Source organism: Streptomyces sp. SX-6, from assembly GCF_059089585.1.
In genome coordinates this window covers 36,421-50,251 of record NZ_JBTHHU010000022.1, presented here as the reverse complement: position 1 = coordinate 50,251, position 13,831 = coordinate 36,421, and the positions used below count along the sequence as shown (strand labels likewise).

The 13,831-nt window shown below is 69.3% G+C and carries 13 protein-coding genes and 2 tRNA genes; 11 read left to right on the top strand and 4 right to left on the bottom strand.

Features of this window, described 5'->3' with window-relative positions:
* The first annotated feature begins 30 nt into the window (after positions 1-30).
* The 7 genes from recF (at position 31) to ACV530_RS24210 (ending at position 7,833) form a co-directional block, all read left to right on the top strand.
* Positions 31-1,155, top strand: coding sequence for a DNA replication/repair protein RecF (gene recF, locus ACV530_RS24240; protein WP_494334741.1), 1,125 nt, complete (start codon positions 31-33; stop codon positions 1,153-1,155).
* Complete coding sequence (locus ACV530_RS24235) at positions 1,152-1,673, top strand: DciA family protein (RefSeq protein WP_494334740.1); 522 nt, start codon at positions 1,152-1,154, stop codon at positions 1,671-1,673. Before recF ends, ACV530_RS24235 begins: the two co-directional genes overlap by 4 nt.
* A gap of 300 nt (positions 1,674-1,973) precedes the next feature.
* Positions 1,974-3,995, top strand: a complete 2,022-nt coding sequence (gyrB, locus tag ACV530_RS24230) for a DNA topoisomerase (ATP-hydrolyzing) subunit B (RefSeq protein ID WP_494334739.1) — start codon at positions 1,974-1,976, stop codon at positions 3,993-3,995.
* Between the two features lie 46 nt (positions 3,996-4,041).
* On the top strand, positions 4,042-6,687 hold the full coding sequence (gyrA, locus tag ACV530_RS24225) for a DNA gyrase subunit A (RefSeq protein ID WP_494334738.1): 2,646 nt from the start codon (positions 4,042-4,044) through the stop codon (positions 6,685-6,687).
* Between the two features lie 3 nt (positions 6,688-6,690).
* Entirely contained in the window at positions 6,691-7,386 is a 696-nt protein-coding gene (locus ACV530_RS24220; RefSeq protein WP_494334737.1) for a DUF3566 domain-containing protein, read from the top strand.
* 57 nt (positions 7,387-7,443) lie between these two features.
* Positions 7,444-7,517, top strand: a tRNA-Ile gene (locus ACV530_RS24215).
* A gap of 181 nt (positions 7,518-7,698) precedes the next feature.
* Positions 7,699-7,833 (top strand): DLW-39 family protein, encoded by a 135-nt coding sequence (locus ACV530_RS24210; protein WP_003958712.1) that lies wholly within the window; start codon positions 7,699-7,701, stop codon positions 7,831-7,833.
* 100 nt (positions 7,834-7,933) lie between these two features.
* Here the strand turns inward: ACV530_RS24210 and ACV530_RS24205 are convergent, their stop codons facing one another.
* Together ACV530_RS24205 and ACV530_RS24200 are read right to left on the bottom strand one after the other, a co-directional pair.
* The gene (locus ACV530_RS24205) at positions 7,934-9,112 is read right to left on the bottom strand and encodes a serine/threonine-protein kinase (protein WP_494334736.1); all 1,179 of its coding nucleotides are present in this window, start codon (positions 9,110-9,112) and stop codon (positions 7,934-7,936) included.
* Between the two features lie 27 nt (positions 9,113-9,139).
* Positions 9,140-9,685, bottom strand: coding sequence for a helix-turn-helix domain-containing protein (locus tag ACV530_RS24200; RefSeq protein WP_494334735.1), 546 nt, complete (start codon positions 9,683-9,685; stop codon positions 9,140-9,142).
* A gap of 117 nt (positions 9,686-9,802) precedes the next feature.
* On the opposite strand from ACV530_RS24200, the gene ACV530_RS24195 reads away from it, so the two are divergent.
* Positions 9,803-9,875: transfer RNA gene (locus ACV530_RS24195), tRNA-Ala, on the top strand.
* Positions 9,876-9,994: 119 nt separating this feature from the next.
* Here ACV530_RS24195 and ACV530_RS24190 read toward each other — a convergent pair.
* Positions 9,995-10,639, bottom strand: a complete 645-nt coding sequence (locus tag ACV530_RS24190; protein ID WP_494334734.1) for a DUF5324 family protein — start codon at positions 10,637-10,639, stop codon at positions 9,995-9,997.
* Between the two features lie 228 nt (positions 10,640-10,867).
* On the opposite strand from ACV530_RS24190, the gene ACV530_RS24185 reads away from it, so the two are divergent.
* Together ACV530_RS24185 and ACV530_RS24180 are read left to right on the top strand one after the other, a co-directional pair.
* A complete protein-coding gene (locus ACV530_RS24185; protein WP_494334733.1) occupies positions 10,868-11,401 on the top strand; it encodes a peptidylprolyl isomerase in 534 nt (177 codons plus the stop codon).
* 118 nt (positions 11,402-11,519) lie between these two features.
* Positions 11,520-12,383 carry a rhomboid family intramembrane serine protease gene (locus tag ACV530_RS24180; RefSeq protein ID WP_494334732.1) on the top strand — a complete coding sequence of 288 codons (864 nt, stop codon included), beginning with the start codon at positions 11,520-11,522 and terminating at the stop codon, positions 12,381-12,383.
* A 260-nt stretch (positions 12,384-12,643) separates the two neighbouring features.
* Here ACV530_RS24180 and crgA read toward each other — a convergent pair whose 3' ends face one another.
* On the bottom strand, positions 12,644-12,898 hold the full coding sequence (crgA, locus tag ACV530_RS24175) for a cell division protein CrgA (RefSeq protein WP_494334731.1): 255 nt from the start codon (positions 12,896-12,898) through the stop codon (positions 12,644-12,646).
* A 149-nt stretch (positions 12,899-13,047) separates the two neighbouring features.
* Between crgA and ACV530_RS24170 the strand changes: the two genes are divergently transcribed.
* Entirely contained in the window at positions 13,048-13,824 is a 777-nt protein-coding gene (locus tag ACV530_RS24170) for a DUF881 domain-containing protein (RefSeq protein ID WP_494334730.1), read from the top strand.
* Positions 13,825-13,831 lie beyond the last annotated feature (7 nt).

Here is a 13,831-nt window from a genome sequence, read left to right as displayed (position 1 = left end):
AGCAGAGCCGGGGGAGGTCGGCGCACAACCATGCACGTTTCGCATCTGTCGCTGGCCGACTTCCGCTCGTACGCCCGGGTCGAGGTCCCGCTCGACCCGGGCGTCACGGCTTTCGTGGGCGCCAACGGCCAGGGCAAGACGAACCTCGTCGAGGCCGTCGGCTATCTGGCGACCCTCGGCAGCCACCGCGTCTCCTCCGACGCGCCCCTGGTGCGCCTCGGTGCGGAGCGGGCGGTCGTCCGTGCGGCCGTCGTCCAGGGCGAGCGGCAGCAGCTGATCGAGCTGGAGCTCAACCCGGGCCGCGCCAACCGGGCCAGGATCAACCGGTCGTCCCAGGTCAGACCCCGTGACGTGCTCGGCATCGTGCGCACCGTCCTGTTCGCCCCCGAGGACCTGGCCCTGGTCAAGGGCGATCCCGGCGAGCGCCGCCGCTTCCTCGACGAGCTGATCACCGCGCGCGCCCCGCGGCTGGCCGGGGTGCGCTCCGACTACGAGCGCGTCCTCAAGCAGCGCAACACCCTGCTGAAGTCCGCCGCCATGGCCCGCCGGCACGGCGGGCGCTCGATGGACATGTCGACCCTCGACATCTGGGACCAGCACCTGGCCCGCGCCGGTGCGGAGCTGCTGGCCCACCGCCTCGACCTGATCGCCACCTTGCTGCCGCTCGCCGCCCAGGCGTACGAGCAGCTGGCGCCCGGCGGCGGCCCGGTGGCGTTCGATTACAAGGGCCCGCTCGGCACCGAGAGCGTCCGAAGCCGCGAGGAGCTCTGCGAGGTGCTGCTCGCCGCGCTCGGCGAGGCCCGCAAGCAGGAGATCGAGCGCGGTGTGACGCTCGTCGGCCCGCACCGCGACGACCTCGTGCTGCGCCTGGGCCGGCTGCCCGCCAAGGGGTACGCGAGCCACGGCGAGTCCTGGTCGTACGCGCTGGCGCTGCGGCTGGCCTCGTACGAGCTGCTGCGCGCGGAGGGCAACGAGCCGGTGCTCGTGCTCGACGACGTCTTCGCCGAGCTCGACGCCCGGCGCAGGGAGCGGCTGGCGGAGCTGGTGGCCCCCGGCGAGCAGGTGCTGGTGACGGCCGCGGTGGCGGAGGACGTGCCGGGCGCCCTGGCCGGTGCGCGGTACACGGTGACGGAGGGCATGGTGGAGCGCGCATGACCGATCCCGTGCGGAAGCCGGAGCCCACCGGCGTGGACCTCGCCCGGGTCGCGCTGCGTGCCGCCAAGGAGCAGGCGCGGGCGCGCGGCAACGCGGTGCAGCAGAAGAAGCAGGCGCGGCGCGGCGGCCTGCGGTCCGGCGCGCGGGCCGACGGCCGCGACCCGCTGCCGCTGGGCTCGGCCATCAGCCGGCTGATCACCGAGCGGGGCTGGGAGAAGCCCGCCGCGGTGGGCGGGGTGATGGGGCGCTGGCCGCAGATGGTGGGCCAGGACGTGGCGCTGCACTGCGTCCCGCAGAAGTACGACGAAGAGGCCCGGGAGCTCACGGTCCAGTGCGACTCGACGACGTGGGCGACCCAACTCCGGTTGCTCGCACCGACGTTGGTGGCCCGGCTCAACGCCGATCTGGGCCAGGGCGCGGTGCGCATGATCAAGGTGCTGGGCCCGGGCGGACCCGGCCGGCGGTACGGCTCGCTGCGTGCTCCGGGGAGCACAGGGCCGGGCGACACATACGGATGAGCCGGGCGGGTTTGCTGAGACTCCGCTCACGGTAGCGGGTGGTTGACAGCCGGAAGCGCTGAGTGCCGCTGTGAGCCCCTCAGAGCCCGGGGTCGCATATGGGGAGTCGGCTGATGCCGGTTCAGGGCGGCACATGGGGACTCAGACGCCGCCAAACCCCCATTCATGTCACCGCTACCGGTAGACTGGTGGCAATCCGCCGCCTATTCGCGGAACTAGTCGAACGACGCAGCCGCTCCTGCCTGCCCGCCGGGTTCAGCCGGCCGGGGGCAACTCCCCGCAGCAGTCAGGGGAAGGTCTGTGCTGTGCCAGAAAGGGCGCTTCGTGGCCGATTCCGGCAACCCCAACGAGAACACCACCCCTTCCGCCTCCGGCGGTGAGACGTCGTACGACGCCAGCGCGATCACCGTGCTGGAGGGCTTGGACGCGGTCCGCAAGCGGCCGGGTATGTACATCGGCTCCACAGGCGAGCGCGGCCTGCACCACCTGGTGCAAGAGGTCGTCGACAACTCCGTGGACGAGGCCCTGGCGGGCCACGCGGACACCATTGATGTGACGATCCTGCCGGACGGCGGGGTGCGCGTGGTGGACAACGGCCGTGGCATCCCGGTGGGCATCGTCCCCTCCGAGGGGAAGCCGGCCGTCGAGGTCGTGCTGACCGTGCTGCACGCGGGTGGCAAGTTCGGCGGTGGCGGCTACGCCGTCTCCGGTGGTCTGCACGGCGTCGGCGTCTCGGTGGTCAACGCGCTGTCGACGCGGGTGGCCGTCGAGGTCAGGACTGACGGCTTCCGCTGGACCCAGGACTACAAGCTGGGCGTCCCCACGGCACCGCTGCAGAAGAACGAGGCGACCGAGGAGACCGGCACCTCGGTCACCTTCTGGGCCGACGGCGACATCTTCGAGACCACCGAGTACTCCTTCGAGACGCTCTCCCGGCGCTTCCAGGAGATGGCCTTCCTCAACAAGGGCCTGACCATCGCGCTGACCGACGAGCGTCCGGACCATGTGGACGAGGAGGGCAAGCCGCTCTCCGTCCGCTACCACTACGAGGGCGGCATCTCGGACTTCGTCCGCTACCTCAACTCGCGCAAGGGCGAGATGGTGCACCCCACGGTGATCGCCTTCGACGCCGAGGACACCGAGCGGATGCTCTCGCTCGAGGTGGCGATGCAGTGGAACACCCAGTACAGCGAGGGTGTGTACTCGTTCGCCAACATCATCCACACCCATGAGGGCGGTACGCACGAGGAGGGCTTCCGCGCCGCGCTGACCTCGTTGATCAACAAGTACGCGCGCGACAAGAAGCTGCTGCGGGAGAAGGACGACAACCTCACGGGTGACGACATCCGCGAGGGTCTGACCGCGATCATCTCGGTCAAGCTGAGCGAGCCCCAGTTCGAGGGCCAGACCAAGACCAAGCTCGGCAACACCGAGGTGAAGACCTTCGTCCAGAAGGCCGTCTACGAGCAGCTCACCGACTGGCTGGACTGCAACCCGAACGAGGCCGCGGACATCATCCGCAAGTCCATCCAGGCGGCCACCGCCCGGGTGGCGGCCCGCAAGGCGCGTGACCTCACCCGCCGCAAGGGCCTGCTGGAGACGGCCTCGCTGCCGGGCAAGCTCTCGGACTGCCAGTCGAACGACCCGACCAAGTGCGAGATCTTCATCGTCGAGGGCGACTCCGCCGGCGGCTCGGCCAAGTCCGGCCGCAACCCGGAGTACCAGGCGATCCTCCCGATCCGCGGCAAGATCCTGAACGTGGAGAAGGCGCGCGTCGACAAGATCCTGCAGAACACCGAGATCCAGGCGCTGATCTCGGCCTTCGGCACCGGTGTGCACGAGGACTTCGACATCTCGAAGCTGCGCTACCACAAGATCATCCTGATGGCGGACGCCGACGTCGACGGCCAGCACATCAACACCCTGCTGCTGACCTTCCTGTTCCGCTTCATGCGGCCGCTGGTCGAGGCCGGGCACGTGTACCTGTCCCGTCCGCCGCTCTACAAGATCAAGTGGGGCAAGGACGACTTCGAGTACGCCTACTCCGACCGCGAGCGCGATGCGCTGATCCAGCTGGGCCGGGAGAACGGCAAGCGGATCAAGGACGACTCGGTCCAGCGCTTCAAGGGTCTCGGCGAGATGAACGCCGAGGAGCTGCGCGTCACCACCATGGACATCGACCACCGTGTCCTCGGCCAGGTCACGCTGGACGACGCGGCCCAGGCGGACGACCTGTTCTCGGTGCTCATGGGCGAGGACGTCGAGGCACGGCGCTCGTTCATCCAGCGCAACGCCAAGGACGTCCGCTTCCTCGACATCTGAGTCGGCCCGTACGAACAGCCGCGCCGCGAAAGGACTTTGAACGACAATGGCCGACGAGAACACTCCCGATACTCCCGTGACCCCGGACGGCACCACGCCGGAAGGCCAGCCCGCCACCATCGAGGGCGTGGGCATGCGTGTCGAGCCCGTCGGGCTCGAGACGGAGATGCAGCGCTCCTACCTCGACTACGCGATGAGCGTGATCGTCTCGCGTGCGCTGCCCGACGTGCGGGACGGCCTCAAGCCGGTGCACCGCCGTGTGCTGTACGCGATGTACGACGGCGGCTACCGGCCCGAGAAGGGCTTCTACAAGTGCGCCCGTGTCGTCGGTGACGTCATGGGTACGTACCACCCGCACGGCGACGCCTCCATCTACGACGCGCTCGTGCGCCTGGCCCAGCCCTGGGCGATGCGGATGCCGCTGGTCGACTCCAACGGCAACTTCGGCTCCCCGGGCAACGACCCGGCCGCCGCCATGCGGTACACCGAGTGCAAGATGGCGCCGCTGTCGATGGAGATGGTCCGGGACATCGACGAGGACACCGTCGACTTCCAGGACAACTACGACGGCCGCAACCAGGAGCCGACGGTCCTGCCGTCGCGTATCCCCAACCTGTTGGTGAACGGTTCCGCCGGTATCGCGGTCGGCATGGCGACCAACATCCCGCCGCACAACCTGCGCGAGGTGGCCGAGGGCGCCCAGTGGTACCTGTCCAACCCCGAGGCCACCCCCGAGGAGCTGCTCGACGCGCTCGTCGAGCGCATCAAGGGCCCCGACTTCCCGACCGGCGCGCTCGTGGTGGGCCGCAAGGGCATCGAGGAGGCGTACCGCACCGGCCGCGGCTCGATCACCATGCGCGCGGTGGTCGCGGTCGAGGAGATCCAGAACCGCCAGTGCCTGGTGATCACCGAACTCCCGTACCAGGTCAACCCGGACAACCTCGCGCAGAAGATCGCCGACCTGGTCAAGGACGGCAGGGTCGGCGGCATCGCGGACGTCCGTGACGAGACCTCCTCGCGCACGGGCCAGCGCCTGGTGATCGTCCTCAAGCGGGACGCGGTCGCCAAGGTCGTCCTCAACAACCTCTACAAGCACACCGATCTGCAGACCAACTTCGGCGCCAACATGCTGGCGCTGGTGGACGGCGTGCCGCGCACCCTGTCGCTGGACGCCTTCATCCGCAACTGGGTCACGCACCAGGTCGAGGTCATCGTCCGGCGCACCCGCTTCCGGCTGCGCAAGGCCGAGGAGCGCGCCCACATCCTGCGCGGTCTGCTCAAGGCCCTGGACGCCATCGACGAGGTCATCGCGCTGATCCGGCGCAGCGACACGGTCGACGTGGCCCGCACGGGCCTGATGGGTCTGCTGCAGATCGACGAGATCCAGGCGAACGCGATCCTCGAGATGCAGCTGCGCCGCCTGGCGGCCCTGGAGCACCAGAAGATCACCGCGGAGCACGACGAACTCCAGGCGAAGATCAACGAGTACAACGCGATCCTCGCCTCGCCCGAGCGTCAGCGCGGGATCATCAGCGACGAACTCGCCGCGATCGTCGAGAAGTTCGGCGAGGACCGGCGCAGCAAGCTGGTGCCGTTCGAGGGCGACATGTCCATCGAGGACCTGATCGCCGAAGAGGACATCGTCGTCACGATCACCAACGGCGGCTACGTCAAGCGCACCAAGACCGAGGACTACCGCTCGCAGAAGCGCGGCGGCAAGGGCGTGCGGGGCACGAAGCTCAAGCAGGACGACATCGTCGACCACTTCTTCGTCTCCACCACGCACCACTGGCTGCTGTTCTTCACCAACAAGGGCCGGGTCTACCGGGCGAAGGCGTACGAGCTGCCGGATGCCGGCCGGGACGCACGCGGTCAGCACGTGGCCAACCTCCTCGCCTTCCAGCCGGACGAGAAGATCGCCCAGATCCTCGCGATCCGCGACTACGAGGCGGCCCCGTACCTGGTGCTCGCCACCAAGTCCGGCCTGGTGAAGAAGACTTCGCTCAAGGATTACGACTCGCCGCGCTCCGGCGGTGTCATCGCGATCAACCTCCGGGAGACGGAGGACGGCCGCGAGGACGAACTGATCGGTGCCGAGCTGGTCTCGGCCGACGACGACCTGCTGCTGATCAGCAAGAAGGCGCAGTCGATCCGGTTCACGGCCACGGACGACTCGCTGCGCCCGATGGGCCGTGCGACGTCGGGCGTCAAGGGCATGAGCTTCCGCGAGGGTGACGAGCTGCTGTCGATGAACGTCGTCCGTCCGGGCACGTTCGTCTTCACGGCCACCGACGGCGGGTACGCGAAGCGGACGAACGTCGACGAGTACCGCGTCCAGGGCCGTGGCGGCCTCGGCATCAAGGCGGCGAAGATCGTCGAGGACCGGGGTTCGCTGGTCGGTGCGCTGGTGGTCGAGGAGAGCGACGAGATCCTCGCCATCACGCTCGGCGGTGGCGTGATCCGTACCCGGGTCAGCGAAGTTCGCGAAACGGGCCGTGACACCATGGGCGTTCAGCTGATCAACTTGGGCAAGCGCGATGCCGTTGTGGGCATCGCCCGCAACGCGGAGGCCGGGCGCGAGGCCGAAGAGGTCGACGAGATCGGCGAGGTCGACGAGGACGCGTCGGCCGGGGGCGAGGGGACCGAGCAGGCCGCCGTCGTCCAGTCTCCGTCCGAGGACACCGAGGAGTAGGTCGTGAGTCGAGCCACGGGTGCCAAGCGGCGGGGGTCCGCGGGTACCGCAACCGATCAGGGCGGCGCCCGTGGCTCCGGCGATGACCGGGCAGAATCCCGGGGCGGGGGCACCGGTATCGCGAGCAGGGGGGAAACCATGACGGACACTCGAGGTCCACAGCCGTACCACCCGCCGAAGGCGTACGAGCCGCCGGCCGGGCGTTCCGCTTCCGGCTCCGCTTCGAAGGCTTCCAGGGCTTCGAAGCGGGCCCCTTCGGCCGCTTCGGCTCCCTCGTCTCCTTCGGCTCCTTCGAAGAACAGCGCGGCGCCCATGGCCGCGGCGGGGCCGCGTACGCGCTCCGCCCGGCTGCGGGTGGCCAAGGCCGACCCGTGGTCGGTGATGAAGGTCAGCTTTCTGCTGTCGCTCGCGCTGGGCGTCTGCACCATCGTGGCGATCACGGTGCTGTGGCTGGTCCTGGACGCCATGGGCGTCTTCTCGGCCATCGGCAGCACCGTCAACGACGCCACGTCCGGTGAGGGCGGCGGCTTCGATCTGCAGTCGTTCCTGTCGCTGCCGCGGGTGCTGATGTTCACCACGGTCATCGCGGTGATCGAGGTGGTGCTCGCCACCGCACTGGCCACTCTGGCGGCATTCGCCTACAACCTCTCCGCGTCTTTCGTGGGCGGGGTGGAGCTGACGCTCGCCGAGGACGAGTAGCTCCGGCGGGCGATTTTGGGACTGGGGCCCGAGTGCGCTAATCTTTCGGTGCAGCGCGGGGCTATAGCTCAGACGGTTAGAGCGCTTCCCTGATAAGGAAGAGGCCACAGGTTCAAGTCCTGTTAGCCCCACCGGCGCGATCGGCCCGGCCGGAGAGAAATCTCCGGTCGGGCCGATCGGCTTTCTGCGGCGGGAGTTGGGAGCGGTCGCCCGCTGGTAAAGGTCCGGACTCAGGTCACCGATCGGTATCGGCCGGTGTGTATCATCGGCCACCAGAGTCCCCTTACCGTCAAGGAAAGACGAGGTCGCGCGGTGAAGAAGCTCCTCCTGGTCGCACTGGCCGCCATCGGCGGGCTCCTCGTGTACCGCCAGATCCAGGCGGATCGCGCCGAGCAGGATCTGTGGACGGAGGCGACCGACTCCGTGCCCGCAGGTTCGGGTGTGTGAGAACAAGAGCCCTGTGGCCGGGCCCCTGCCGCCAGACGCGGCCGGGGCCCGGTTCTTTTTGCGTTTGCAAATAAAATGATTGCGAAGGTGAACGTGCGGCTCAGCCGGCGCTGAGCGCCCAGATGCCGATCACGAGACAGACCAGCGCCAGGACGAGCACCGGGACGGCCACCCGTGCGGGCGGTCCCGGCCTCCTGGGCGGCGTGGGGGCGACAGCGGGCAGCCGCAGGGTCGGTGCCACGGGCGTGGGCCGGGAGGGGCCTTCAGGCGCGTACGCGGGCCTCGGCGGGGCGGGCGTCGGGAGTACGGCCGCCGAGGGCGCCGGGGAGGCCGTCCCGGCCGGTTCCGCGGCCTGTTCCACGACCGGTTCCGGTTCGGGGCCGTGCGGCCCGTCCGGGCCTTCGGGGCCGCTGGGGCCGAATCCCGGCGGCAGCGGGCCGATCTGGTCGAAGACCTCGATCAGTTCCCCGTCCCCGCCCGTCTCCGGCAGCAGCTCGACGGCCGAAGCCAGCGCCTTGCGCACCCCCGTGGCCGTACGGAACCGGACGGCGGGGTCGGGCTGCAGAAGATTCGCGACGACGTCCCACAGCGGCGCGGGGACCTCTTCCGGCGGGCCCGGCACGCCCTGCTCGAGGAATCGGTGCACGAGTGCTTCCGCGTCGGGTTTCCGTCCCGTGAGCAGATACAGCGCGACAAGGCCGACGGCGAAGAGGTCGGCCGGGAAGTCCGGTTCCTCGCCCGCCATTTGCTCGGGCGCGAAGTAACCGGGCGTTCCCATCACATAGTTGCTCTCCGTGAGCCGTGGTTCCCCCTTGCGCATGGCCACGCCGAAATCGGAGAGGCGCAAATGCGGGCGCCCCGTTCCGGTGGCTTCCAAAAGGAGATTGGCGGGCTTGATGTCACGGTGCACCACGCCCTCCAGGTGCACCGCGGAGAGCCCCGAGAGCAACTGGTCGAGGAGCACGCACACATAGCGCGGCGGCAACGGGCCGTAATCACCGATGAGATGGGCGACGGAACCGCCGCGCACCATGTCCATGGTGAACAGCACCTTGTCGTCGTCCGCCGCCCAGCTCAGCGGCGCGAGCACATGGGGATGGTCGATGCGCAGGGCCTGCTCGCGGACGAACCGCAGCAGGGTGTGGGCGTCGCTCTGCAGGAGCACCTTGGCCGCCACGTAGCGGCGCCGCCGCAGGTCCCACGTGCGCCACACCGCCCCCGCGCCGCCGCGCCCGATCGGGTCGACCAGCTCGTACCGCCCGGCGAAGACCTCGCCCATCGCGCCGCCCCGCCCTCACCGGCGGTGTCAGCTCTGGTGCCCCTCGTAGTGCGCGACGGCCTCCGCGGTGCGCCCGGCGCCGTAGACGCGGAGGAACTCGGCGAGTTCGGGGTGGACGGGGGCGAGGGTGTCGGCGGCGTCGATGATGTCCCCGGCACCGGCCACCGAGCGCAGCAGCGACTGGATCTCGCGGACGACCCGCTTGACGGTCGGAGCACCGCTGCTGGCCGTCGTCTGCGTGGAGTTGAGGACGGAGCCGCCGGAAGTCCGCTTGACCTCCTCCATGCGCTCCGCGGCCTCGGCGGCGCTGACGGTGCCGTCCGCGACCTGTCCGGAGAGCTCCTGCAGCGCCTGGACCCGCTGCACCACGGCCGGGTTGCCGATCTTCGCGCGCTGACCGCTCATCAGCTGCGAGAGCATGGGCGCCGACAGGCCGAGGACGGACGCGAGACGGGCCTGGTTGAGGCCGAGATCGTCGATGAGACGGCGGAAGAGCGCCCCCAGCGGCTCCCCGTACCAGCTCCGCTGAAGCTCTCGTGCGCGGGCGGTGGCATCCTGCTGTGCTGCGTCCATCTCGCTCTCCCCTTCGCTTCGCGGCAGCGAATCTTGCGCTGCATCCTACGGAGAGCGGTGGGTACGGGCGATACCTGGTCGGGAACACCGTCGGCACCGGGTAGTCTGGTGTGGCACGGGGCCTTAGCTCAGTTGGTAGAGCGCTGTCTTTGCATGGCAGATGTCAGGGGTTCGACTCCCCTAGGCTCCACCGATGAAATGCCCGCTGACCTGCGGAAACGCTAGGTCGGCGGGCATTTTTGCGTTGGCGGCGGTGCGCACGTCCGGCGGCCGGTACGTGGAGCCGTTGTGCGCAAGGGAGTTGGCCGCTCAGGGGCGGTTGCCGTCCTCGTCCTCCGGGTAGCCCTCGGCCTCCGCCTGCTTGGCCCGGACCTCCGGGTCGACCGTCGCGTCACCGCTGCCGTCGACGGAGGACAGCGGCGGCCGGTCGGAGACCTCGGTCGGGGCCGGCGGTTCGACGAGCCAGTCGGGGTTGGCCTGCTTCTGCCACCACTGCCAGGCGGCCACCGCACCGCCCGCGAGGACGCCCAGCACCGCGAGCCGCTTCACCAGCCGCCCGCACCTGCGCCGCCGGTCCTGCCGCCTCACGAGCCTGCCGATCTCCTCAGCCGACACCTCGCCGCGCAGCGCGGCGAGGGCCGCCGTGCCCCGGGAGACCGCCTCGTCGCGCGCGGGTCCGGCGGCGGAGCGGGCCTTCGCCGCGGCCTGGCAGACCTTCGGCGGCAGGACGTCACGGGCATGTTCCAGGCGGGGCTGGAGATGGCTGTCGTACTGGGAGCGGGCCTGCTGCGCCGCCTCGACGACCTTGGGCGCGAGCCGCGTCCGGGCCTCGTGCGCGTAGTGCACGGCGGTTTCGCGCGCCGTGCCCGCGTAGGGCGCCACCACTTCCGCGGCATGGCGCACGCTGTCCTTGGCGGTGCTGGTCGCGGCGCGCACGCTGTCCTTGCGGGTCACGAGTACCTCCTCATCGGTGGCATATGGTTTGTCGCCTTTCCACCCAGTGAAGAATCATGCCTGCCCATGGGTGGTCCGGCATGTGCGAGCGGGCATCCGGGTCAAAGGGGGCTTCGCACGACCATGCCACGTCCACCCGCCCGCGCGCGGGACTTCGGGCGTACAACCGACCGGCAGCGCCCGTGCGAGGATCGGGGGCGCTGTCAGTACAGACCAGAAAGGCAGATCGTGGCCGAGCAGCTCTACGCCACCCTCAAGACCAACCAAGGGGACATCGAGATCCGGCTTCTGCCGAATCACGCCCCCACGACGGTCAGGAACTTCGTCGAGCTCGCCAAGGGCGAGCGGGAGTGGACCCACCCGGCGACCGGCAAGAAGTCCACGGACCCGCTGTACGACGGGACGGTCTTCCACCGGGTCATCAGTGGCTTCATGATCCAGGGCGGTGACCCGCTGGGCAACGGCACCGGCGGTCCCGGATACGAGTTCAAGGACGAGTTCCACCCGGACCTCGGCTTCACCAAGCCGTACCTGCTGGCCATGGCCAACGCCGGTCCGGCCACCAACGGTTCGCAGTTCTTCATCACCGTGTCCCCCACCGCGTGGCTGACCGGCAAGCACACCATCTTCGGCGAGGTCAGCAACGAGGCCAGCAAGAAGGTCGTGGACGCCATCGCGGAGGCCCAGACCAACCCGCGCACCGACCGTCCGGTCCAGGACGTCGTCATCGAGTCCGTGGTGATCGAGACCCGCGAGGGCTAGACCCGCGACACCTGATAGGGCGTATCGGGCGCATCCCGGGAACCCGTGGCCCCGCCCGTCCGTATGACGGGCGGGGGCCGTGGGTTGCCACCGGTCCACGACAGGGGCGAGGGAGAGCATGAACGACCAGGCCGTCTGCTGCTACCGGCACCCCGAGAGGGAGACGGGCATCCGCTGCACGCGCTGCGAGCGGCCGATCTGCCCCGAATGCATGGTCAGCGCCTCGGTGGGCTTCCAGTGCCCGGACTGCGTGAGTGGCGGCGGCGCGGGTGAGGGTTCCCGCCCCCGGGACACCGCACCGCGCACGGTCGCGGGCGGCCACCGGCCGGGCGATCCCTATCTCGTGACCAAGGTCCTGCTGGGGATCAATGTCGCCGTGTGGCTCGCTGTGCTGGCGGCCGGCGACGGGCTGGTCCAGGCGCTGGAGCTGTTCGGCAAGGCGTCCGTCACCTACGGCGAGCCCCTGGAGGGCGTAGCCGAGGGCCAGTGGTACCGGCTGCTGACGGCCGTCTTCCTGCACCAGTCACCGGCCCACATCGGGTTCAACATGCTCTCGCTGTGGTGGCTGGGGCCGCCCCTGGAGGCCGCCTTCGGGCGCGCCCGCTATCTCGCGCTCTATCTGCTGGCCGGCCTGGGCGGCAGCGCGCTGACCTACCTCATCGTGCCCCAGAACAGCGCCTCGCTCGGCGCCTCCGGCGCGATCTTCGGGCTGCTGGGTGCCACGGCCGTGCTGATGCGGCGGCTGAAGTACGACATGCGCCCGGTCGTCGCGCTCCTCGTGCTCAACCTGATCTTCACCTTCACCTGGCACAACATCGCCTGGCAGGCCCACATCGGCGGCCTGGTCGTGGGCTCGCTCGTGGCCTTCGGGATGGTGCACGCGCCCCGCGCCCGGCGCACCCTGGTCCAGGGGCTCACCTGCGGTGCGGCGCTGCTGGCGATCGTCGCGGTGGTCGTCGTGCGGACGCTGCAGATCGGCTGACGGGCCGGGGTGCGGGCCGTCACTCACACCGGTGGGTGCACAGGTTGTCCACAACACCCACCGATTCGTGTGCATGTTCTGGTGCGATGTGCCAACGATGCCCGTGCGCAACGCTCTGACCAGCGCTTTTGCGGCGAGACGCCGATGCGACCCGGAAGGCACAGTGCTTCCGATCAGTCACACCGGCGTCAACGGCCAGGAAGTTATCCACAGATCTTCTGAGTTTTTCCCCACTGTGGACGAAGGTGTGGATAACCCGGCTACTTCCACTGTGTGGAGACCACGAACCCCGCGGCGATGAAGCCGAAGCCGACCACGATGTTCCAGTTGTGCAGGGCCTCGATCGGCATGTCACCGCTCGTCACATAGAAGACGACGATCCAGGCCAACCCGATCAGGAACATCGCCAGCATCACCGGCGCCACCCAGCCGCGCCCGGAGCTCAGCTTGATGTTCTGCTGCTTGACCGGCGGCGGGGTGAAGTCGTCTTTCTTGCGGATCCGTGACTTCGGCACGAGGAACTCTCCTGTCGATGCGCTGCGTGACCGCGCTGGGGTTACTTGGCGATTACAAGGGGCTGTTGTCCGGCCGGCGGGGAACACTGCCTTCCCCCGGGCGTCCGTTAGCGTAGTGCTTCCGCGGCGTCGGAGAGGACAAGGGTACGTTGAGCAATTCTGCCGACTCCACCAGCGACTCCACCAGCAAGCCTTCCCGGCGATTCCGTCCGGTACGGCTGTTGACCGCCGCGGTCTTCGCCCTCGCGGGCCTCATCTTCTGGATGAGCTTCAACACCGCCAAGGGCACCAACATCCGTACGGACGCCTCCATGCTGCGCCTGTCCGACCTCATCCAGGAACGCAGCAAGGCCAACGGCGACCTGGAGGCCGGTGCCGCCAACCTGCGTACCCAGGTGGACAGCCTCGCCCGGCGCGACACCGGCGCCAACTCCGCACAGGACAAGCGGCTCGACGAGCTAGCGCAGGCCGTCGGCACCCGGAACCTCACCGGCCAGGGCCTGACCGTCACGCTCACCGACGCCCCGCCGAACGCCACGGCGAAGATCCCCGGCGTCCCCCCGCCGCAGCCCAACGACCTCGTCATCCACCAGCAGGACCTCCAGGCCGTCGTCAACGCCCTGTGGCAGGGCGGGGCCAAGGGCATCCAGATCATGGACCAGCGGCTGATCTCCACCAGCGCGGTGCGCTGTGTGGGCAACACCCTCATCCTCCAGGGCCGGGTCTACTCCCCGCCGTACAAGGTGACGGCCGTCGGCGACCGCGGGGAGCTGCGCAAGGCCCTGGACGCCTCCCCGGCGATCCGGAACTACCTCCAGTACGTGAGCGCGTACGGCCTCGGCTGGAAAATCGACCAGCACGACACCGTGACTCTCCCGGGGTACTCGGGCACAGTTGACCTCCACTACGCCAAGCCCGTGGAGTGACCCGGGA

What these genes read in the sequence shown, in the direction of transcription:
- recF (WP_494334741.1), top strand. Translation starts at nt 31, where the DNA reads ATGCACGTTTCGCATCTGTCGCTGGCCGACTTCCGCTCGTACGCCCGG.
- ACV530_RS24235 (WP_494334740.1), top strand. Translation starts at nt 1,152, where the DNA reads ATGACCGATCCCGTGCGGAAGCCGGAGCCCACCGGCGTGGACCTCGCC.
- gyrA (WP_494334738.1), top strand. Translation starts at nt 4,042, where the DNA reads ATGGCCGACGAGAACACTCCCGATACTCCCGTGACCCCGGACGGCACC.
- ACV530_RS24205 (WP_494334736.1), bottom strand. Translation starts at nt 9,112, where the DNA reads ATGGGCGAGGTCTTCGCCGGGCGGTACGAGCTGGTCGACCCGATCGGG.
- ACV530_RS24200 (WP_494334735.1), bottom strand. Translation starts at nt 9,685, where the DNA reads ATGGACGCAGCACAGCAGGATGCCACCGCCCGCGCACGAGAGCTTCAG.
- ACV530_RS24180 (WP_494334732.1), top strand. Translation starts at nt 11,520, where the DNA reads ATGAACGACCAGGCCGTCTGCTGCTACCGGCACCCCGAGAGGGAGACG.